Here is a 19,750-nt window from a genome sequence, read left to right on the forward strand (position 1 = left end):
CAGAGAATATTGCATATCTATAAAGGACTGTAAAGAATCACTCCCTTTTTTTGGGGGGGGGCATAATGTCTTGGCCTTTAATGTGATGTATAAAATGAAATAACCGAAACTGACTTTAAGACTCCTTTATGGAATCTGGTTACTTTGGATAGCGATGTGCCGGATGATTTGATTAAAGAACTAATCTGACATTCGCCATTTTTATATAAAGCCTTTTTTAGTCTTGCTTCGAGTTTAAATTCAGCTTTTTCCAGTACGCGTTGCGAGCCCTTATTGGAGGAAAACGGACGAGCATAAATGCACACAATATCAAAGGTTTTGAAGCCATAATCAACTATTTCGGCTATTGCTTTCGGCATAATATTGTTTCTCCAGTACTTTTCCGATAGCCAATAACCTTTTTCGGCACTCTTCTCATGAATATCCGATTGGGGAAAAATACCAATTGAGCCAACTGCTTCATCATTTACTTCAATAGCAAAAACTTTTTGCAGACTATCAAATACGGAATTGATATAGATTTCTGCATCTTTTTTATCATAAGGGTATGGAAATTGGTTTGTCAGCCATTTAGCAACGTTGTAGTTATTGGCGTGTTTAACAATACTTTCGATATCAGATAGTTTCCACGTACGTAGTTTATGATTCATGTCGTCAAATCTTTATGTCAGTTTATAATAACTCATTTCTTCATCATAAACGAAGCCATTTGCCATAAGTGCTTTACATGAAGGTATATTTTCGTTTTCAGGCTGTACTATGTTTAGCATCAGGATTTAAATCGTAGATTCTATTTATCGAATGATTAAGGCATTAATTAAATATTTCCTCTTTTATATGTTTAAGAATGGGAACTTTAACTCCGCATTTTTCTCCACCCATTATAATATCTTCAAGCATTTTCTTCATTTCATCAGGTGAATGCTGGGTATGTCCGTCAAACATAAGACATAATGCTTCATTACTATAAACCTTCTTAGCTATTGGGATTGCGATAAAGAAAGGTAAAGAATAAAGCGTATTTGCTTTTTCTACTTTCGGGTTATAACCTAATTTTTGACAAACCTCTAATCCTTCCCTGATAGCCCTTATTGCTTCTTTTAAAATATTGGAGTTGCTCGCAAAATTCCGTCCGCTTTTAGCTTTCATGATTCCCGCAGACAATCCCGCTGCAACTGCATAGTGGGTTATAAGCCAAATTTTAATCTGATTGTAGATAATCGGTTTGAGATTGGCATCTTCAAACGCTTTGGCTATTTTCTGTACTCGCCCAGATACTTCTCCATTTAACTCGCCTAATGGAGTATGTGATTGTTTTAATCCAGAAATAACACTATTTATACAATCTGCATCTCTGCCACCTCCCACCATAAAGGGAAATCCGAAAAAATACTGTTTCCCGGAAAGATATTTATTGATACTATCCAAGTCATCAATCCACATGTTTTGAAGGAAAAGGATGTGAGCGTTCCCTGCTGACTTAGAGAGAATCGGTAGTATTTCTTTCAAATGAAGATTGTTTGTTGATACAATAATGTATTCAAAATTGTTATCTATTGACAAAGAATCTATAACATCAGGCTTAAAAACGACTTCTTCTATTTTCTTTTGCCCTCCTCTAAAATCTGAACAATGGATGTGGACGCCTTCTTCCTTTACATCTTGTTTCTTTTCAGTTCTAACTAAAACAGTTATTTCGTGACCAGCTTTTGACAATTGCCAGCCGTAGGTACTTCCTACAATTCCTGCTCCGTAAATTAGTATTTTCATATTGGGTTGCTTATTACATTATGTTCTCATATCAACAAAAAAAGATTGAAACAATGACCTGTTATCAGAATAAGGGTCAGCATTCGATAAAAACTCGTTCGGAGTGTAACCTGATAGGGATTTCACTTCCCTTATTAAATGCGATTTGTCGTAATAGCCGCATTGACAAGCAATCTCATTTAAGTTTGTGGAAGAATTCGTCTGTAATGAATGCAGCGTTTTTGAGAATCGATTTATCTGGATGTACTCTTTGGGATTTAATCCTATATATTCTGAAAAAAGTCGTTTGAATTGTTTATATCCAAGACAGGCTTTGTATGCCAATTTAGAGATATTGCTTTCTCCCATTTCTATTGATTGAATAACCGAAGCAAATCGTTTATAGTTATAATCCTCACAGCTATTGAGATAGCCTAATAATAAATTCTCAACTAAACATACAACTGCTTGCTCATTCGAAGTATCAAGTATACGATTCTCTAATTCTTTAAGTTGTGGACTTAATAAGTCTAATCCTACATTTTGCCCTTTAAGCTCATTGCCTGATATATCCAATAACATTTTGATGCCAGTAGGCTGAAAAACGACTATTACTATATTCAGATTATTAAAGCGCATATCTATAGGTCTAACGGATTGTCCAAAAAGATATGACTTCTGATGTAAACCATATTCTTCTGAATAGATATTACCTCCCCGATTGAATATTAATCCTGCATATCCAGAAGGAATAGCACGTTGTTTACCCTGGTATATACTATCGGATAAAAACCAATACTCCTTGATATATGGCGCAAGTAATGGTGATGGCAATATAGACGAAAATCTCTCCATATAAGCAATTTAGGCAAAAATAAGGTATATTATCCTAAAACTCGGTGTATAAAAAGGACATTTATAAAAACGCACTAACTATTTTCTCTGTTTGTAAAACTTTGCTAAACCGTCCAATTCATATCTAACTTTATTTACTTCAGTGCATATTTTCTGATTGAGTACTTACTCATAAATCTGTGTAGTAATGATGTTTGTATGCCCCAACATCCTGGATATACTTTCGATTGAAACACCTTTGGTCAGCATAATCGTTCCGAAACTATACCTGGCGAAATGTGTCATAAGCCGTTTATTGAGGAAACAAAGTTACCGATTACAAAATATGCCTGATTGTTGATGATGAGGATATGGTAATTGACGGTGTTATTGACTACATGGAGAATTTGGAATATCTTCATTTAGCAGGAAGATGTTCTTCCGCAATGGAAGCTATAAAGTCTATAAAAGAGCAAGAGGTAGATTTGATGTTTCTTGATATAAACATGCCTCGACTTTCAGGTCGGGAATTATTGGAGTCATTAGATTCTTCAGGTCGGATTTTTTCCCCTGCTCGTACTGATTTTGCTTCAATAGAAATACCAACTCAATACGAGCAATGTTCAGCTTTCTGATAATACTTGTGAGGTTATTTCCCACATTGCTGATAGAGTCTATATGTGTGATAAACTTTTCATAAACATGTTGCATTTGTTCGTTTGTGATTTCCGAGTTTTCGTTCATCAGATCGAAAAACTCTGTTTTAAATAAATCATTCATATTCTTATGATTTTTGCAAGTTTTTTAGATATAAATAGGTTCATAAAATTCATTTCTTTTTATAACTGCAAACATCCGTGCTACGATTTTAGCTCTTAGCGCATTAATTACTAGCATTTTATTTTTCCCTTCATCAACTTTTCGCAGATAATATTCTTTAAGTTGTCCCCCGGTTTTATGTATCACAGACACAGCTGCCAAATGTAATAGTCTCTTTATGGATTTATTGGCTTTGTGTGAGACTTTGTTTTTCGAATGTTGGCTACTACCGGACGTGTATGAAAACGGAGCTNTGCCTCTGATTGAATAAGTTATTTCTCCGTTACTGCGTAGCCGTTGCATGGTACGTTTACTTACCCGCAATATAGCGGCAGCATCTTGGTCGTCTAGCCAAACCTCAGACGGGTTGGCTTGCAAGGTTGCATTCTTTTCCTCTCTCTTTTTTGTATAGGAATAAATCCATTCGATTTTTTGCACCAGCTTTTTATAAGCTTCTGATTCTATAGTTACTATTTTCATACCCGCAACTTATTGATTTGGTACAAAGATCGACTGATTAAACATGCAAAAACAGGGGTAGTAGTTAACTACTACCCGATAATAAACAAATAATCATCTAATATCCAGCTGATTGAAAAATCATTTTTTTTCATTTTTATCAGACGGTTTGTTATTTCTACTTCGTTCTAAGACATTTGTTAGAAAACTTAATGTCTTCGTAAGATTACAAGCCTTACGGTTATATACTTCTGCACGTTTATCGTATATACTTCCGAAACTGAAATTGAAAACGTATTCAAAAACATTTGCTAGCTGAATTAGTGAAGCGGGTTTGCCATTTCTGTCTTTGATTTCTTTCGACAGAAAGATACTTATTACAATTTCGGCCATACCAATAATCCCCAAGCCTTTCGACTTGGGGATTATGTGTAGATTGTGTTGGGATGGTCGTGATTCAGATTGACAAAACTGTTCGGGATAGAGAATTTTGAGATTTAAGAGTCTTAATTCCGAAATGACAAAAGCTAATGCTCTTTTTAAATAAGTAAATTTGGGGGCATTTTTTTCCCTCCTCGTATAAAATCTGCGCCTGTAACGAGTTAAGCTCTATACGAGTCAAATTCAGTGTCCGAAAGATTACCGAATAATCAGTTTCGGATTGATCTAAAGTTAATACTTGTTTCAGAAAATGTTCATAAGCGGTTTTCATTTCTTCGTTTGATACTGGTGAGGATTCGGTTAATAGGCCGAAAAATCTCGAAATAAATAAATCATTCATATTCTTATGATTTTTGCAAGTTTTTTAGATATAAATAGGTTCATAAAATTCATTTCTTTTTATAACTGCAAACATCCGTGCTACGATTTTAGCTCTTAGCGCATTAATTACTAGCATTTTATTTTTCCCTTCATCAACTTTTCGCAGATAATATTCTTTAAGTTGTCCCCCGGTTTTATGTATCACAGACACAGCTGCCAAATGTAATAGTCTCTTTATGGATTTATTGGCTTTGTGTGAGACTTTGTTTTTCGAATGTTGGCTACTACCGGACGTGTATGAAAACGGAGCTACTCCTGCATGGCAACAGAATTTCCTTGAATCATTAAAACGAGTAAAAGCACCAGTCTCAATAATCATATTTAGAGCAACAACTTTACCTACACCATCCACTGACATCAACAGTTGCATCTGCCTATACAATACTTCCGTCGAACGAATAATGTTCTCCATTTCAGTCGTAATGCTCGCAATTACTGTTTGAAGATTCCTCATTACACTATCCAGCCGTTTAGCTTTCCTTTGATAAATATCTTCAGGCATAAAATCTTTCTGATCTTTTAGCTGTGCTTTATACGCAGCTAAATGTCCGGTGTAAAGATCACGCTCTCGTTCTAATTGCTTAAGGCGTTCTATCTGCTCGGTTGGGCCATCATAATAGCGAACCTTATCGCCGAAACGAGATGCATAAAGAGCAATACGTTTTGCGTCTATCCTGTCGTTCTTACCGCGTTGCATACCAGAAGAATATTTGATCTGGTATGGATTCTCCAACCATAGTTTGCATTCGTGTAATTTACAGGCGCATATTAGAGGATATGTGTATTGTCCCGTGTGTTCAGCACAAATCAAAAACTGGTTGTTATCCATTCCTAAATCATTTTTAAACTCATTAATCAAAGCTTTAATTGCTTGTTGATGATTACTGACTTGATCCTCTCGCAAAACCTTACCTTGGAGCATTACGCAGAAATCTAATTTTCTTTTAGATACATCTACACCGATAAAATAAAAATTTTCCATATTTTTGTTTTTGAACATCAATCGAAGGAAAGGAACTTGAACTTACCCTAGCTACCTTAACAATAAAAGGTTAAATTCTTATTCAGGTCTCAGTTCAAGGAAAGATAAAGAGTCCGATTATGAATATGAAGCATCAATTCAGCGCATAAATTGGTTCACACTTTGCCTCCCTTTCTTTCAACTAATTCAGTTTATACAAAACTATCATTCCTATTTCATCTAAACGTTCTCATGCAAACTTAAGGTAAGCATAAATTTTAAAGGTGAATATTGATGCTGGAGTAAATTATCTATTATGCTGTATGACTTTTATATAAATCCAATTACGAGACAAACTATTTTGACTTAAGGAACTCTATATCATTATCTAAACTCGTGTATAGATTTTTATATTGGGGATGAAAATATTTTATGTACCAAGGAATAATAAGAAGTATCAAGATAAGTAATACTAAGAGGGGCAGCAAGCTCTTTATTAGTCCATTAAAATCATTAATTACAACCCAAACAATTCCAATTGCCCAACCATAACAATATATAAGGGTAGATATAAACTCAATCATTTTTACATGATTAAGTTTTTGTTTAAAAGAGAAAATAGATTCTTTAATAGCAATATCACTTTTTGTGCTTTGTAATAGTCGAAAACCGTTTATTTCGAAAATTGTTCTAATAAAGAGAAATATTCCTGTCAGTGAAAGCGGTATAACTGCTTGTATTGACAAATTCAGTTTGAGAATAACAAAAGCATATGTCATAAGACCTAAATAAACAATTAAGACAGAAGAATATATCAGCATCTTTGTTTTTTGCATATTTAGTGTCTTTAGAATTATTTTGCTGTGACTTTTCTTGATAATCTCTTCGATGTCTATCTCTCTCAATGATGAATTAACAGGGTTTATTTTCTGCCACATCAGTTTTATATCATTCTTTTCCATCTTTAAGTATTTTATTTAATTTGTTTTTTATCCGATTAATTTTAACGCCAATATTACCTTCCGAAATGCCTATAATTATAGAAATTTCCTTGTACTCGTATGATTCCAGATAGAGTAGGATTATAGCTCTTTCAACTTCTGTCAGATGGTGAATTGCCCAATACAATTTATCCTTATTTTCAGATTCGAGTTGATAACTATCATCTGGCCGACTATATTCATATTCGCTAAGTTCAACATGAACAGGACGAATACTTTGCTTACGTAGTATGTCAATTGCCGTATTAAGAGCAACTCTATATAACCAAGTCGAAAAGGATGATTGATTTTTAAAATTTGGATACGCTTTCCAAAGCCTGATAATTATTTCTTGATAATAATCTTCTTTGTAAGGGCTACCATAAAAGTAAATATTACAGATTTTTTGTAATATTCCTTGATGCTTATTAATTAGTTCTACAAACTTTTTTTCCACTCTTATACAATTATTCGATTTAATAGGTTAGTCGGATATAGCCAAACAATTATTACAGATAGACTGATTTATTAGCAAAAATATGTATTTCCAATGCCTTGACCACAAAAATATATGTTCAATGTAGATTGAAAATTGTTCAGCCAGAGACCCGCAATAAATAATTACAATTTTTATATCCTGTTAACCTATTTCCAAACGATTCCAACAACTTATTATTACGATTCATAATACTTCATCATATTATCCAATTCCCCCCGAACCTTATTCACTTCCGTGAAAATTTTCTGATTCAAAACCTTTGCATAAATCTGCGTGGTCGTGATGTTTGTATGTCCAAGCATTTTAGAAACACTCTCAATGGAAATACCTTTGGTCAGGATAAGGGTTGAGAAGCTGTGCCTTCCGCAGTGTGTTGTCAAACGCTTGTTGATTCCGCATAAAGTAGCAATCTCTTTCAAATGTTCGTTCATCTTTTTGGTTCGTATGAATGGGCAGAAGTTTGCTATTCTCCAATCCACTATATTTTTTCAGAATAGATAAAGGCACATCCAATAATGGGAAGTTCGCTTGAACGGAAGACTTCTGTCGGGTTAGCCGTATCCATTTCTGACCTAAGACATCTTCAAAGATATTGTCTTTGGTTAGATTGGCTGCATTTATGTCTGACCTGATTTTGAATAAGGCATCATTTGCCTTTATGGCTTCTTTGGTTTTTCCGTTCAATCTGTCGACTGGATTCCATAGATATACCAATACGGATAGATGGGTGTTGAATTCAACAGCTTCACAGCCAATAGTAATACGGACGGCAACCTTGGATAATCCGTCTTTGTCTTGTCTGTTTTTCCTAAGAAGAAAAAGGATACGATAAGTACTTTTCATTGCTCTTTCTTTTAGATTCTATAAAATTATTGCTTATCGTTAAAAGATTGAGCCTCTTAAATTGTGCCAAAAGCAGACATGATAAGACTTTGATAATAACCGCTTAATCTGCTAAATCGTGGACAAAAAAGATAGTCTGATTTTGTCTACGATTTGTCCACGGACTAGTTGTCTTTTCATGTCTTTTTGCGTCTTCTCATGTCCTCTGTGAAAAACAAAAAAGTCTGCTAATCTACTGATTAACAGACTTTATGTCTTTAATTGTCTTTCGACCTTTTTGCCTTTTGGTGGGCGTTGACGGAACTTGTTCAATCAAACGAAACCCTGTATAATCAATGTGTTAACTTTCAGGTGCTTTTCTTCACACACAGATTGCACACATTTTTTTGAGGCGAAATAGATGCGAATAAATCGCTTTAACTATAAGACAAAAATAGCTGTTTTCCTGATATTTACAAAGAAAAGTTTAGAAAATATCTGAATTCTTTTTCAATCTTCCGGTTTGTCCTGCTTCCCTTCGATACGTTTTATTTCTTTATCAAAGTCGGATTCAAATAAACGGTCTTGTACGATACGGTATTTTTCAAATTCGCTTTCTGCAAAATCTTTTGCCATCAGGGCGGTGACTTTTCCGCTGTTTTGTAATATTTCCCGGTCGTCAGCTTCTAAAAACCTATCAAGACGTTTCGCCCAATCTTCCATTGTCATAGGGATATGTCTTCTTGCCCGGTCTTCTGCTAAATCCAAATAAGCGTTGACAATACGTCCCAAAGATTCTAATTCGGTTTCAGTCAGGTAGTTTTTTGCAATGGAAACATCGGTTTTCACTATTTTGCCATCAGGGCTTTTTTCCCACGAAGTCAATCCCATGTGTTCTTTCTCTGCATTGGCTCTTGATATAATAAGTTCGGCAGCCGTATGACCGTGTATAGCATAATGCAATTTATTTTGGACTTTGGCGAAAAACTCTTTTGTGGTAACTGCATCCTTGTTGTAATCCATTGCCGTAGCATAAATATCCGTTATTTTCTGGTAGAATCGACGCTCGCTCAACCGGATTTCCCGGATTTCGGCAAGTAGGTGTTCAAAATAATCCTCATTGAGGAATGTTCCGTTTTCCATGCGTTTTTTATCGATAATATAACCACGAATGGCATAATCACGTAAAACGGATGTCGCCCACTGACGAAATTGTGTTGCTCTTTGGGAATTGACACGATAGCCGACAGAGATGATAGCGTCGAGGTTATAAAATTCAATATCACGGGTAACCTGTCTATTACCCTCGGTTTGAACTTGTGCAAAAATTGCACAAGTTGCTTCTTTTGTCAATTCGCCTTCCTGATAAATATTTGCCAGATGCTTGGTAATGACACTCCTATCTACGTCAAACAATGAGGCAATCAGTTTTTGAGTAAGCCAAACTGTATTATCTTGAATACGTACTTCGATAGTATCTTCACCCGATTGAGAGGTAAATACCAGAAATTCTACGGTGCTATTGCGGATTTGAAATTTCTTTTTCTTAGCCATTTTACGATTCCTCCTTATAATACACCTTATAATACTTACCTTTCTTGTCTTCGCCTTGCTCCATCAAATCTCTATTTCCATGAATATAGATATCAAAATTTTTATCCAATTTAATGACACTTTTTAAGGTTCGAGATTGTTTCTTGACGGCACTTTCTGAAATCATAAAGTTATCAGCAATTTCAATATCAAAGTCCTTCTGGAATGAAGATTTGTATTGATTGAAGCTTTCTATTATTTCAGGCTGTCTGATTACCTCATTTGCAAATTCATTCAGGTTGAAGTTGTCATTTTCCTTAAAGAACTGGACGGATTTATTGAGAAAATCGACTTGGTCGGCTTTGGAAACTTCAAACTGTTGCGGCAATTCAGTTTTTACAAAATTCTTGCAAAGCGACATTACATTTTGAGTATTGTAATACTCGTCTTTACGCTGCCGAACATGTAAGAAATGATCTATCCAATATTGGGCATCAGCCCCTTTGTTTGTATTATCGACTACCGCAACAACATATCCCTTTTCCTTTTCTGTGTTAAAAATCAAACATCCTTTATCCAGTTTGTTGATATTAACCCCCTTCTCGCTTTCTATTTCAAAATCTTCTCCCGATGAGAATACTTTCAGGAATGTATCTTTATTTTCTGACTTGAATAAACCGACAGCATCAACAGTTTCGCCATCTATAATACAACCTTTGAAATATACTGTATAAAATTCTCCACCTTTGATTTTGGGATGTGTACTTTGCTCGTAAAGATGCTTTGCAAGTCTTACGGAATTTTCATACAATGAATCGGGTTGATTAAAAATATCTGTAACAAAACCGTAAACCTCATTATATTTTAAATCACTATCATGAAAAAAAATAAAATATTCATTGGATTTAAAAGAGGAAAGAAAATACAAGGACAGTATATCTCGCACCTCATCATGCAGTTGAAGCAATGATTTTGCAATGTGGACATTTTCTTCATTTTGCTTATTCCCCACAATATGCAATGAAATGTTTTTTAAATAGGCAGAGTTAGTATAAAGCATATCAATAAAAATTTTAGAGGGCTTAATGTTATAAATGACTTTACTACAAATACAAGTGTCAAGAGAATCGGGATTCCCCATGTAATACATCGTATTAGAGTAAGTCGGTTATTCTGCTTGATGAATTCGTCATCAACCGAAGAAAAAGAATCACTTACTACTTGGTTGTTATTGCCAAATGATGCTTTGTATGATTGAATATTATTTTTCAAAATTGCTAAAGAACTTGATTGATTACTTAAAAATATTTCTATCAACGTGGCAAATATGAATAAACTGAATAGTATTACGATGTTTTTGATTGAGAAAATATCAACCCAATCAATACTACTTGCGGCAAGAACAAACGCAACAGGTATTGCAATAAGTTTTGTTTGAGCATCATTGATGATAGACTGGATTTTTTTTGAATAGTCCAATGCGGAATTATCTAATTCCGCTTTAAGTTTATTATATGAGAAATTTCTGATATAATACTGATATGCGTTATCAGATTTATCAACAAAGTCAGAAATATGTCGTAATAGATATTCAAATCGGCTACTTTCATTCTCTTTGCTCAGAAAATCAATCAGTTCATTAATATACAATAATTTTTTTTCAGAATTATCTTTTTCAAAAGTATCCGTTACAGTACTTAGTTTATCAATATTTTCAATACTTATATTCTCAATATCAGCATGATTATATGTGAAAGACAAGAATAAAGACCGGTCTTCTCTGAAAATTATAGAATTATCTTTATCAACATCGGTATAATTATGCTTTGAGATATGTTTTATTGCATCTATTAGCTTCACAACATGGCAATAGCGTGAAATAAAGTCATTGGACTCGCTACTAAAGCATTTTAACTCTTCTATGTAATACGAAGTGGAAGGATGTGTATATTTATTCTTTAATACAAATGCAGCACAATCTTCGTAGTATCCATTTGAGTTTAGATGAGGTAATGACAATTCTAAATTCACAGTGGCTCCTACTTGTTTTGTAGAAAGAGTGTTAATAAGAATGCTCTTTTCCTCTAAGAAATCAATGAAATCCATTTTTACAATAGTGTAATTATTGCAAAACAGTGTTCCATCGTCTATTGAAGTCTGTGAACAATTTATAGAGTCAACGATTTCCTGAAGCATATTATTGTGGAATTTGACTTACAAATTCTTGAGGTAAATGCCTTATTGTAAGTTCGTTTTTCTGCTTATTATATACCACATCCTTGCCTAAAATACTACAATCAAACTCAATTGCAATTTTTTTATCTTTGGCTTTGTATATGACGTATTTCATTGGCTTTAACTTTGTTTTATCTCCACTTATGACCGAACTTACACCAAAGGTTTCATCTGATGCAAATTCCTGAAATTCCAAAGGATTATCAGGGTCTAATAATGCAGAGATTACAGATAAATGTATTTCCTTTTTATCAGAAATGCAGCCGTCGCAATATTTATATATTTCATTTCGTCTTTGGATTCTTGTTTCTCTATCGAGAGATTTCGTGTCACTATATGCATCTACTGCCTTAAGAAGTCTTTGGGTTGATTCCGCACTAGTTGTTTTATTGTTACAATCAATAAAGGACATAAAGTAATAACTTACATCTTTGTTCCCTTTAACAAAAGACAGATAAGTTTTGCTTTCTGTATCAACACCTGATTCGATATCATTCCATTTCGATAAATTTATCATACAAGCAATATCAACTTTGCTTAAATCTAAATTTTTAATATCTCTGATGGTTAAATCATCATCGTTTACAACATACCCGTCTTTGTTATTAATCATTAAAACAAGCAAGTAATCATTTTTAATATCCGTATTTTCAAAATGAGCAAAAATCATAAACCCGCCTGTAGCAGCGATCGTTTTTTCTAACGCCTTTTTATAATGCTTTAATGACTCAACCGAAAATGTATAAAAGTCAGAATCAGTGCAATATTTCTTCAAAAGAGCTTGAAATGTAGTATCCTCATTTCCGAATATGCCCCATATTGGATTAGACTTCTTGTAATAGGTTTTATTGATTCTGCCAACGAATAACCTCTCCTTTTGACCCACTTTTATGGGGCTTTCTGCTGCTTTAATGGCGGTATGCCTGATATTCTGCTCTTTTAAAGCCTGATGTATGATTATATTTTTCAAATTGATGTTTGCCCCGATTTCTCTAAATTGCTTTGCCATAACGTTTATATTTAGAAGTTTATATTCGCTTTTGTCGAAACCAACAACTCCCTCACATCCACCTCCAACGCCTTTGCAATCGCAAACAACGTTTCGAGTGACGGTTGAGATACATTCGCACACCAAAGGGAAATAGTTGCTTCATTCTTCCCTAATGTTTCAGCCAACCATTTTCCTGTACGTTTTTGCTCTGCAAGTACAACTTTTAATCTATTTAGTTCCATTTGTCAAAATATTGATGTGTATTGCGAATGTATTGATTCGTTTTAAGTTTTCCAATAAAGTACTATTCTTTAGTTTTCAACATATATAAAAAAGTGGTAGTCTTATGAACTATAGTATGTTTTTCTGTTGTTATCTGTGAAAGTGGCAGTATTCACGATAAGTTCTGATCTCGCAAGGTTTTCCTTTTATCTCTTTACTTCTACATGGTGCTCCACACTTATGAGCGATACCACGTTGTTGGTCTATTGATAAGCCTAATCTCTTTTCCACTTCTTTTTCCGGAAAAACTCTTTCTAATTGTTTGTCGTCTCCATCCTTTGATTTTACAATTAATATTCCATCTTTATCAAGAAATCTAGTTGTCAATTCTTTGTCTTCGAATATCCAGTTACTTTTGTAATTTTTTAATGACTCTATATCTTTCCTGTTTATAGTTTCTATTACACTTGAATCAACACCGATGAAAAATTTTGTTTTACCAAATAGTCTTGTTCGTTCTTGAAAATCAGAAGTTTTATCTTCTGACAAATTTAAATTTGTGTATTCATTTTCTCGAATCAATCTGTAGTCAAAACACTCTCCGTAAAATTCCTTTCCACTAAATATGTATTTTGTAAAAAACTTATTTTTGTCAATTTTTACTTTTTTGATTTTTTTCTGTTTTAATGGCTTAATATACCTATTGAAATATTTTGAATCTAAAATATAACTTAGAAAAATTCCATAATTTAATAATTGCACTTCAAAAGAATTTTTATCATTTGCGACATTATCCTCGTTTGGAGGATCATCTACAATAACGCATTGAGATTTTTTTGTATCACCAAGACTATTAATCATTGCTATTGTTCCAAATCTCAAGAAAACATTTTTAGATGATTGGTCTTTCTTTTTTTGAAGAATGTCATTTTTAAATGTAGAATAATATTTTGCAACAGTACCTTTAGTTTCTAACTCATATTCTTTGTTGTCTTCTATAATTGAATAATCCAAATACTTTCCATCATCAGGAACTCCTATCTTCTTAAATTTATTAGGATTGGTCTTTAATAATTCTGTGGTATATTTTATTCCAAAAGCAACGCCTATAATCTCTGATATTAGTTTCTTTTTTCTGTCATCATTTGAAATATTTTCAATCCGGTTAGTATACAAGTTGATAAAATCTGAGTGCAATAAATCATAAGCTGGCACCTTAGATTGTAAATAATCAAAATCAGCCTCTTTAATATGGTTAGGAATCTCTTCCATCATAATACCATATTTGAATATTTCAGGTTTGCAGATTTCAAACTCTTTTTTAGACTGAAATAACTCAGAATCCTTAACTGTATCGTCTAAATAAATCTTTAATTTTGATGTGCTCATAAAAATCACTACAGCATTACCTTTAGCCATTAACATTTGCAATTAATATGGAAACTATATATTTCAAATACAATAGCTCAGACTATCATCAGCAAAAATAGTAAATATTTGAAATACAGTAACAATTATACTTGAAATACTTTTTAGCAGACCAACGAAACCACTACCCCCCCAGCATATATTTTTTTCTTTTTTCATCTGTTAAACATCTATCTTATGGAAAGAATGAATAAGGCAATGCTTTGGGGGAATTTACTCTTTTTGTGCAGCAAAAAGGAAGAAATTCTTCCAAACCCGTAGGGCTTGGCATTGACGTTTCATTCTTGGAATATACCTTTGTGTACAGATAAATAAAGGATTACATTAAATTTAATCTTGAAAATAAGACATTAAATCCTCTATCAATACTGCATAGTTCGAACCGTCTATTGACAGAAAACCCAACTTCTCGGCAAATGCCCTGCTTTTATGATTTACGGATTCTATCCCAATATACTTAAATCCGTATTTTACCGCCATTTCAGACAGAAAACGGATAAAATGCATTCCATTACCTATACGCTCTTTTCGAAAGCTGATTTGAGCTATAATAAAGCAATCGGGCGGAAATAAACTTTCTGTTTTTCGGATTCGCAGATACAAACCAACTCGGCTGTTTCTTCGGGTGGCTACGATATTATCAGGCGTGAGATATAGAAGGGAAACACGGTATTTGAACCGCTCCATCAGGTAACTGTCTATTTCTTTTCGTATGGTTTCATATTCTGTCATAATGTCTCGGTATTTGTATTTTATCTTCGTATTTCTTTTTTTGGCTTCTTCTTTTTTCTTTTCATCGGGCTTTGTTCTTCTTCTTGCTTGTTGACATCAGGTGTAAGCAATCCCAAAGCAGAGGACAATCCCAAATCAGGAAGATTGAAAGATTGCTTATTTTCCTGCTTATCTTCAATCAAATTTGAACGGTTATTTTCAGAATTGGTAATTTGAGAATTTGCAAACTTGTTTTCAATCTTGTCGGTATCATTGCTTATCTGTACATCTGCCTGCATATTTGCATTTTTCTTTTCATCGGCAATCTGTTTTTCCTGCATGTTGAGTTGGGCGAAAATACTGCCGTTCTTCATCGTGTTATAGTATTCAAAGGTTTCGGTAAGTTGCCTATCATGACCGAATAATTTATCAAATTCCTGCTCTGCCTGTTGGAACAGGTTCTTTCTGTCGAAACCTCCTTTAACCGTTCCTTTCTTGGTGTTTTTGTGATTGGTAAGCGGACTTATTTTGATTTTATTGGATTGGTCTTTTCGGCTGACAATCAAATGACAGTGCATATTCTGTTCATTGTTTGACCTATCTCTGTCGAAATGAATTTTTCCGTAAAACTTTATATCCTCTGGCAATAATCCTTTGTTGAAGTTCTTGGCATATTTAGGAATAACCACTTCACGGATATACCGCTTCATAGCCTCTGCTTGTTCTGCTTCTGTGTTACCCATTGTCCGAAGCTCCTGTTCCGATGGGCTGACATGGATAGCGTAGAACTTAGCATCTGTCTTTAATAGCTGACCGATATTACCATCAATATCTTTGACTACTTGGGATTTATAGATATTATCATCCGTCAGATTAAAAAATCCTTCTGTATAGATTCCCTGTTCCATGCGCTCTAAATCCTCATGCTCCATGTAACTACATAGCCGTTTGCTACTACCTGCATTGTTGTATGTGCCTTTGGACGGTGGCGGGAAATCTATATTCATGGGGTATTGTTTCTATTTTTCGTTTATCAGGCTAATAATCTCCGTTTTTAGATTCTCTTTCCGCTTGCCGTCCATCACTCCGCAGGCTGCCAGTTCCGAATACAGGCTAATTAGTTTCAGCAACTTTGCATAATCCTTTTTCTGTGCTTGGAACTGGTTATTAATGGCTTTAGATTGATTATTTATCACATCTGCCACTTTACCGAACTGTTCATCTAACTTTCTTAATACATTGATAAGGGTATCTTTTGAATGGGCTATCTCTGAATCTACTTTTGCGGATAACCGTTCTACTGTTTTATCAAATTTACTAGCTATCGAATGGCTTGTTCGTATCATCGGGTTGAGTTCCTTTTCCTCGTAGTTTCGGATAAAGCGGATAATATCGTCTTGCCGTTTGTTAATTTTAGATAGTTCCGATTTTACTGATTCGGGAGCATCGGCAGGGTTGATATGGGCTTTGTCGATATAGACAAAAGCCAGCTTTACAATTTCCCCTTTTTTCAGCGAATAGCGTTTACAGATTTTCTCTATCAGAACATTGGTATCCTTATCTATCCCGATAGTGGTAAATACGATATTTCGATTCTGTTTCATCATAGTTATAACTATTTTATGACTATTTATACATTTAACTTGCTTATATAGAATTGAATATCAATTCAAGTTATAGCAAGTGTTATAACTGTGCTTTATCCTAAAGCACTAAAGCCTAAGGCTTTGCCCCGCAGGGCAAGAGGAAGAACAGGACAAAGTCCAGTTCCCTCTTGCTCAATTCAGCGAAACAAACAGAGCCATGAGGCGATGTTGGTTTAGATGAATGCGGAGCTATTAACAGGAGGTGTAAACTACAAACAAGCCTCCTTCATTTGCTTTATTCTGCTTAAATCGTAAAACAGCAGAATCATTCATTGTTTTCGTCTTTATCTTTCTTTGGATGCTTCTTTTCAAATTCCTGACATATTCCAAAATCCATATGTTTTCGGACAAATGAACGGACATCATTCACTCGATAGTAAGTCTTATGGCCTATCGAAAAAAAAGGAAGTTTCTTACTTGTCCTGTATCGTTGTAAAGTTCGGGGAGATACTTTGAGAAGAAAAGCCAAATCTTGGTTATCTAAAATTTTCTCATCTTCTTCAAACACATCGGACGTGTTAATCAGAGATTTCAAGTCCTGACCTATTTCAGTTAGCTTTTTGGATAGCTTCTGCATCCATGTTTCAAAATCATCATTATTGATATACATATTGCTTCTTTTTTGAGATTAATACTAATTTTCTCAATCGATTGATGAAGCAAAGCTCGGTAGATCGAAGCAAATAAAATAGGGGAATCCCTATGGACTCCCCTAAAACTATTTTGTAATCAAATGAATATAAGCTTATTATAAAATTATCTTTTACCTATCTTTTTGTCTCTGCTTTCACGGATGAGTAATTTCTTTAGATAATCAAGCGCTTTTGTTAGATTGTAAGGCTTTCGGCTGAATACTCTGGATTTGGACTTGTAAGCATTCCTAAAAGTAAAGTTGAAAGCATTTTCTAAAGCTTCGGCAATATATTTGAATGGAACAGATTTGCCATTCTCATCTAAAAACTGATTGGACAGTTCGAATGTGGCAGCAAATTCTCCCATACTATCAATTCCTAATCCTTGCGGGTCAGGAATAAAATAGATTTTTGATTTATCAGATTTAATATTATTATGGGGAGTCTGATTGGTTTGTAGATATATAAGTTTCAATAACTCAATTTCAGATTCAAGAAATAGAATTGCTTTTCTAAGAAATACTTTTTTATACGCATTTTTTCCCCCGCTCGTAAAGAGGAGATAATTCAAGGGAATCAAACTCTATACGAGTAAGGTTTAATGCTCGAAAAACTATTAAGTAATCACTTTCGAACTTCATGTTGACTTTTACTTTTTCTTTTTCTACAAATTCAGCATAGGCTTCTTGCATTTCTTTGTGCGAAATGGTACAGGAGTCGATTAATAAATCATACATCCTTGTTTTTAATAAATCTACTTGCATAATTATTTAAAATTAGAATGGATTGATTCTATTCTTAAATATTCTGATATGTATTCCTGTCACTTTCCTATGTTTGCTTCAATAAAGATTAGGATAAGAGAAATACATATTACTTTTAAGTAGAAGCTAAAAACGAATTATATCTTTCGATCAGTTTCTTAATATTGTTTTTGACTGTATCAATAGGAATATCTTCCATCGGATTGATTTCCATTGTCATTACTCGATCTTTGCTTCTACTTATTTGATATTTGGTGAAACTTTTTTTATCTTCAACAAAGCCAACTATTATTTTCTTTTGGTGTACCCATAGAAAAACAATGTTAAAATCGCCATAACAAAAGAATGGAATTTGGTACTTCCTCATGGGGACTATTTTAGGACTAACAGACATTATCATTGCTTTTAAGGCAAGCAGGCACTCTCTCGTATAGATATCCTGCTTGTCATAATAATGATCCAATGTTGTTAATGGATTGAAATCATTGTCGATCATTTGGCTTTTCCTTTTACGTCCCATATTGGATTTTGCATGAGAATTTTCTTAAAAACAGGACAATCTTCATCATGAGCTCCAGGCAAATACCCAATACTCATTAAAAATTCACCGACAATTTCACCCCCAGTGAAGCGAAATGTCAGTTTAAAGAGTTTTACCCATTTTTCCTTGGTTTTAGGGTGATTGGTTTCAAGCCATTTTTCAAAAGAGCCATATTCTTTCTGCAATTTCATAACAGTTTTTGCATTCTCAATAGCTGCATTTATCTTCAATCGGTTGCGGATAATTTGCGGGTCATTTAATAACCGTTCTTTGTCTTTCTCACCATAAGCGGCGATCTTAACAATTTCAAAATTATCATAAGCCTTACGGAACGACGACTCTTTTTTCAAAATAGTTTCCCAACTCAATCCTGCCTGATTAATCTCCAATACTAGCCGTCCAAACAGTTCATTATCATTATGTAATGGGAATCCATAAAGATTATCGTGATAATTCTTATGTAAAATCTGTTTTTCTTCTGATTCGATAGTGTTTATATAGGTACAATAACTCATTTGCAGTCTTATTTTATCGTAAATGTACCATCCCATCCTTCCGATGCAGGAATGGAAGAATGTTCATGGATTATTTTCCAAACCTCGTTTTGCTTTTCAAAACAATCCGTCTGACGTACGATAATCGGGGCGTTCACCGTACCGTCTTTACTTACTGTTTTCATTTTCTGAACGGAACAGACAATAGCCATATCCCCATTTATAAAAAAATCATATGATAAGATTTCGACATCGCATGATGCCAACTCTCCGAAGGCATCATCAAACATTTTTTTTGCGGGTTTGATACCTTTTGATGCAAACGGTGCTATATCAAACCATAAAACGTTTTCTGCCCAGTTCTTTGTACTCTGTTTCCCAGTCATTGACGTTGACATATCTTTTACCATAGCGATAAGGGTTTCCTTATCTTTTTCTAGATTACTGTTACTTGTTTTCATTTTCTTATTAATTAATTCTATACCAGAGTTATTGTCTATACTATCAGCCAAGCTTGGAGACAATGGAGTATTTGCCAGCAAGCTATTATAACCCCAAATTGACATCATTGACATCCAAAGGAAAAAGAAGAATGTTTTTCTCATCAT

General features: G+C 34.1%; 25 protein-coding genes and 1 pseudogene. 1 reads left to right on the top strand and 25 read right to left on the bottom strand.

Going from position 1 to position 19,750, the window contains the following annotated elements:
- Positions 1 to 77: 77 nt before the first annotated feature.
- The 4 genes and pseudogenes from BQ8014_RS13225 to BQ8014_RS20070 all read right to left on the bottom strand — a co-directional run.
- Positions 78 to 650 carry a GNAT family N-acetyltransferase gene (locus BQ8014_RS13225; RefSeq protein WP_080904759.1) on the bottom strand — a complete coding sequence of 191 codons (573 nt, stop codon included), beginning with the start codon at positions 648 to 650 and terminating at the stop codon, positions 78 to 80.
- Between the two features lie 163 nt (positions 651 to 813).
- Complete coding sequence (locus tag BQ8014_RS13230) at positions 814 to 1,770, bottom strand: ketopantoate reductase family protein (protein ID WP_080904760.1); 957 nt, start codon at positions 1,768 to 1,770, stop codon at positions 814 to 816.
- A gap of 18 nt (positions 1,771 to 1,788) precedes the next feature.
- A complete protein-coding gene (locus BQ8014_RS13235) occupies positions 1,789 to 2,604 on the bottom strand; it encodes an AraC family transcriptional regulator (RefSeq protein WP_080904761.1) in 816 nt (271 codons plus the stop codon).
- 168 nt (positions 2,605 to 2,772) lie between these two features.
- Positions 2,773 to 2,913, bottom strand: a pseudogene (locus BQ8014_RS20070) (tyrosine-type recombinase/integrase); the annotation flags it as partial.
- 68 nt (positions 2,914 to 2,981) lie between these two features.
- Between BQ8014_RS20070 and BQ8014_RS20075 the strand changes: the two are divergent.
- Entirely contained in the window at positions 2,982 to 3,218 is a 237-nt protein-coding gene (locus tag BQ8014_RS20075) for a response regulator (RefSeq protein ID WP_369808830.1), read from the top strand.
- Positions 3,219 to 3,387: 169 nt separating this feature from the next.
- Here the strand turns inward: BQ8014_RS20075 and BQ8014_RS19745 are convergent, their stop codons facing one another.
- The 21 genes from BQ8014_RS19745 to BQ8014_RS13350 all read right to left on the bottom strand — a co-directional run bounded on the left by BQ8014_RS19745 (position 3,388) and on the right by BQ8014_RS13350 (position 19,750).
- Complete coding sequence (locus BQ8014_RS19745; protein WP_139785127.1) at positions 3,388 to 3,882, bottom strand: transposase; 495 nt, start codon at positions 3,880 to 3,882, stop codon at positions 3,388 to 3,390.
- 784 nt (positions 3,883 to 4,666) lie between these two features.
- Positions 4,667 to 5,665 carry an IS110 family RNA-guided transposase gene (locus BQ8014_RS13265; RefSeq protein ID WP_080902553.1) on the bottom strand — a complete coding sequence of 333 codons (999 nt, stop codon included), beginning with the start codon at positions 5,663 to 5,665 and terminating at the stop codon, positions 4,667 to 4,669.
- Positions 5,666 to 6,000: 335 nt separating this feature from the next.
- Positions 6,001 to 6,606, bottom strand: a complete 606-nt coding sequence (locus tag BQ8014_RS13270) for a hypothetical protein (protein ID WP_080904764.1) — start codon at positions 6,604 to 6,606, stop codon at positions 6,001 to 6,003.
- On the bottom strand, positions 6,593 to 7,081 hold the full coding sequence (locus tag BQ8014_RS13275; RefSeq protein ID WP_080904765.1) for an RNA polymerase sigma factor: 489 nt from the start codon (positions 7,079 to 7,081) through the stop codon (positions 6,593 to 6,595). The genes BQ8014_RS13270 and BQ8014_RS13275 overlap by 14 nt, the downstream gene beginning before the upstream one ends.
- Positions 7,082 to 7,299: 218 nt before the next feature.
- Positions 7,300 to 7,554 carry a tyrosine-type recombinase/integrase gene (locus BQ8014_RS19755; protein ID WP_080904766.1) on the bottom strand — a complete coding sequence of 85 codons (255 nt, stop codon included), beginning with the start codon at positions 7,552 to 7,554 and terminating at the stop codon, positions 7,300 to 7,302.
- Positions 7,439 to 7,966: a hypothetical protein gene (locus BQ8014_RS18995; protein ID WP_234998133.1), complete on the bottom strand. Its 528-nt coding sequence runs from the start codon at positions 7,964 to 7,966 to the stop codon at positions 7,439 to 7,441. The genes BQ8014_RS19755 and BQ8014_RS18995 overlap by 116 nt, the downstream gene beginning before the upstream one ends.
- A 489-nt stretch (positions 7,967 to 8,455) precedes the next feature.
- Positions 8,456 to 9,499, bottom strand: coding sequence for a virulence RhuM family protein (locus BQ8014_RS13285; RefSeq protein ID WP_080904767.1), 1,044 nt, complete (start codon positions 9,497 to 9,499; stop codon positions 8,456 to 8,458).
- Position 9,500: 1 nt separating this feature from the next.
- Positions 9,501 to 10,538: a nucleoid-associated protein gene (locus BQ8014_RS13290; protein WP_080904768.1), complete on the bottom strand. Its 1,038-nt coding sequence runs from the start codon at positions 10,536 to 10,538 to the stop codon at positions 9,501 to 9,503.
- Positions 10,511 to 11,674, bottom strand: a complete 1,164-nt coding sequence (locus BQ8014_RS13295; RefSeq protein ID WP_080904769.1) for a hypothetical protein — start codon at positions 11,672 to 11,674, stop codon at positions 10,511 to 10,513. The genes BQ8014_RS13290 and BQ8014_RS13295 overlap by 28 nt, the downstream gene beginning before the upstream one ends.
- A gap of 1 nt (position 11,675) precedes the next feature.
- Positions 11,676 to 12,722 (bottom strand): nucleoid-associated protein, encoded by a 1,047-nt coding sequence (locus tag BQ8014_RS13300; RefSeq protein ID WP_080904770.1) that lies wholly within the window; start codon positions 12,720 to 12,722, stop codon positions 11,676 to 11,678.
- Positions 12,723 to 12,733: 11 nt separating this feature from the next.
- Positions 12,734 to 12,946, bottom strand: coding sequence for a helix-turn-helix transcriptional regulator (locus tag BQ8014_RS13305; RefSeq protein WP_080904771.1), 213 nt, complete (start codon positions 12,944 to 12,946; stop codon positions 12,734 to 12,736).
- 130 nt (positions 12,947 to 13,076) lie between these two features.
- Positions 13,077 to 14,345 carry a hypothetical protein gene (locus tag BQ8014_RS19535; protein WP_200814398.1) on the bottom strand — a complete coding sequence of 423 codons (1,269 nt, stop codon included), beginning with the start codon at positions 14,343 to 14,345 and terminating at the stop codon, positions 13,077 to 13,079.
- 339 nt (positions 14,346 to 14,684) lie between these two features.
- The gene (locus BQ8014_RS13315) at positions 14,685 to 15,086 is read right to left on the bottom strand and encodes a GNAT family N-acetyltransferase (protein WP_080904772.1); all 402 of its coding nucleotides are present in this window, start codon (positions 15,084 to 15,086) and stop codon (positions 14,685 to 14,687) included.
- A 20-nt stretch (positions 15,087 to 15,106) separates the two neighbouring features.
- Complete coding sequence (locus tag BQ8014_RS13320) at positions 15,107 to 16,072, bottom strand: DUF5712 family protein (RefSeq protein WP_080904773.1); 966 nt, start codon at positions 16,070 to 16,072, stop codon at positions 15,107 to 15,109.
- 12 nt (positions 16,073 to 16,084) lie between these two features.
- Positions 16,085 to 16,672, bottom strand: coding sequence for a BfmA/BtgA family mobilization protein (locus tag BQ8014_RS13325; RefSeq protein WP_080904774.1), 588 nt, complete (start codon positions 16,670 to 16,672; stop codon positions 16,085 to 16,087).
- A gap of 304 nt (positions 16,673 to 16,976) precedes the next feature.
- On the bottom strand, positions 16,977 to 17,321 hold the full coding sequence (locus tag BQ8014_RS13330) for a helix-turn-helix domain-containing protein (RefSeq protein WP_080904775.1): 345 nt from the start codon (positions 17,319 to 17,321) through the stop codon (positions 16,977 to 16,979).
- A 146-nt stretch (positions 17,322 to 17,467) separates the two neighbouring features.
- A complete protein-coding gene (locus BQ8014_RS19760) occupies positions 17,468 to 17,818 on the bottom strand; it encodes a hypothetical protein (RefSeq protein WP_234998045.1) in 351 nt (116 codons plus the stop codon).
- Between the two features lie 52 nt (positions 17,819 to 17,870).
- Positions 17,871 to 18,107 carry a hypothetical protein gene (locus BQ8014_RS19225; RefSeq protein ID WP_139785128.1) on the bottom strand — a complete coding sequence of 79 codons (237 nt, stop codon included), beginning with the start codon at positions 18,105 to 18,107 and terminating at the stop codon, positions 17,871 to 17,873.
- Between the two features lie 115 nt (positions 18,108 to 18,222).
- Complete coding sequence (locus tag BQ8014_RS13340) at positions 18,223 to 18,603, bottom strand: DUF1801 domain-containing protein (protein WP_139785129.1); 381 nt, start codon at positions 18,601 to 18,603, stop codon at positions 18,223 to 18,225.
- Positions 18,600 to 19,163, bottom strand: a complete 564-nt coding sequence (locus tag BQ8014_RS13345) for a DNA-3-methyladenine glycosylase I (protein WP_080905970.1) — start codon at positions 19,161 to 19,163, stop codon at positions 18,600 to 18,602. The genes BQ8014_RS13340 and BQ8014_RS13345 overlap by 4 nt, the downstream gene beginning before the upstream one ends.
- 8 nt (positions 19,164 to 19,171) lie before the next feature.
- Positions 19,172 to 19,750 (bottom strand): YybH family protein, encoded by a 579-nt coding sequence (locus BQ8014_RS13350; protein ID WP_080904777.1) that lies wholly within the window; start codon positions 19,748 to 19,750, stop codon positions 19,172 to 19,174.

It is taken from the genome of Parabacteroides sp. Marseille-P3160, assembly GCF_900162725.1.
GTDB lineage: Bacteria > Bacteroidota > Bacteroidia > Bacteroidales > Tannerellaceae > Marseille-P3160.

Bases quoted from the DNA above. Each gene is read 5' to 3' on its own strand.
- BQ8014_RS19755 (WP_080904766.1), bottom strand. From the start codon at position 7,554: ATGAACGAACATTTGAAAGAGATTGCTACTTTATGCGGAATCAACAAG.
- BQ8014_RS13230 (WP_080904760.1), bottom strand. From the start codon at position 1,770: ATGAAAATACTAATTTACGGAGCAGGAATTGTAGGAAGTACCTACGGC.
- BQ8014_RS19225 (WP_139785128.1), bottom strand. From the start codon at position 18,107: ATGCAAGTAGATTTATTAAAAACAAGGATGTATGATTTATTAATCGAC.
- BQ8014_RS13285 (WP_080904767.1), bottom strand. From the start codon at position 9,499: ATGGCTAAGAAAAAGAAATTTCAAATCCGCAATAGCACCGTAGAATTT.
- BQ8014_RS13320 (WP_080904773.1), bottom strand. From the start codon at position 16,072: ATGAATATAGATTTCCCGCCACCGTCCAAAGGCACATACAACAATGCA.
- BQ8014_RS13290 (WP_080904768.1), bottom strand. From the start codon at position 10,538: ATGCTTTATACTAACTCTGCCTATTTAAAAAACATTTCATTGCATATT.
- BQ8014_RS13305 (WP_080904771.1), bottom strand. From the start codon at position 12,946: ATGGAACTAAATAGATTAAAAGTTGTACTTGCAGAGCAAAAACGTACA.
- BQ8014_RS13330 (WP_080904775.1), bottom strand. From the start codon at position 17,321: ATGTATATCAATAATGATGATTTTGAAACATGGATGCAGAAGCTATCC.
- BQ8014_RS18995 (WP_234998133.1), bottom strand. From the start codon at position 7,966: ATGAAAAGTACTTATCGTATCCTTTTTCTTCTTAGGAAAAACAGACAA.
- BQ8014_RS13300 (WP_080904770.1), bottom strand. From the start codon at position 12,722: ATGGCAAAGCAATTTAGAGAAATCGGGGCAAACATCAATTTGAAAAAT.
- BQ8014_RS13325 (WP_080904774.1), bottom strand. From the start codon at position 16,672: ATGATGAAACAGAATCGAAATATCGTATTTACCACTATCGGGATAGAT.
- BQ8014_RS13345 (WP_080905970.1), bottom strand. From the start codon at position 19,163: ATGAGTTATTGTACCTATATAAACACTATCGAATCAGAAGAAAAACAG.
- BQ8014_RS13295 (WP_080904769.1), bottom strand. From the start codon at position 11,674: ATGCTTCAGGAAATCGTTGACTCTATAAATTGTTCACAGACTTCAATA.
- BQ8014_RS13265 (WP_080902553.1), bottom strand. From the start codon at position 5,665: ATGGAAAATTTTTATTTTATCGGTGTAGATGTATCTAAAAGAAAATTA.
- BQ8014_RS20075 (WP_369808830.1), top strand. From the start codon at position 2,982: ATGGAGAATTTGGAATATCTTCATTTAGCAGGAAGATGTTCTTCCGCA.
- BQ8014_RS13340 (WP_139785129.1), bottom strand. From the start codon at position 18,603: ATGATCGACAATGATTTCAATCCATTAACAACATTGGATCATTATTAT.
- BQ8014_RS13315 (WP_080904772.1), bottom strand. From the start codon at position 15,086: ATGACAGAATATGAAACCATACGAAAAGAAATAGACAGTTACCTGATG.
- BQ8014_RS13235 (WP_080904761.1), bottom strand. From the start codon at position 2,604: ATGGAGAGATTTTCGTCTATATTGCCATCACCATTACTTGCGCCATAT.
- BQ8014_RS13350 (WP_080904777.1), bottom strand. From the start codon at position 19,750: ATGATGAGAAAAACATTCTTCTTTTTCCTTTGGATGTCAATGATGTCA.
- BQ8014_RS19535 (WP_200814398.1), bottom strand. From the start codon at position 14,345: ATGGCTAAAGGTAATGCTGTAGTGATTTTTATGAGCACATCAAAATTA.
- BQ8014_RS13270 (WP_080904764.1), bottom strand. From the start codon at position 6,606: ATGGAAAAGAATGATATAAAACTGATGTGGCAGAAAATAAACCCTGTT.
- BQ8014_RS13225 (WP_080904759.1), bottom strand. From the start codon at position 650: ATGAATCATAAACTACGTACGTGGAAACTATCTGATATCGAAAGTATT.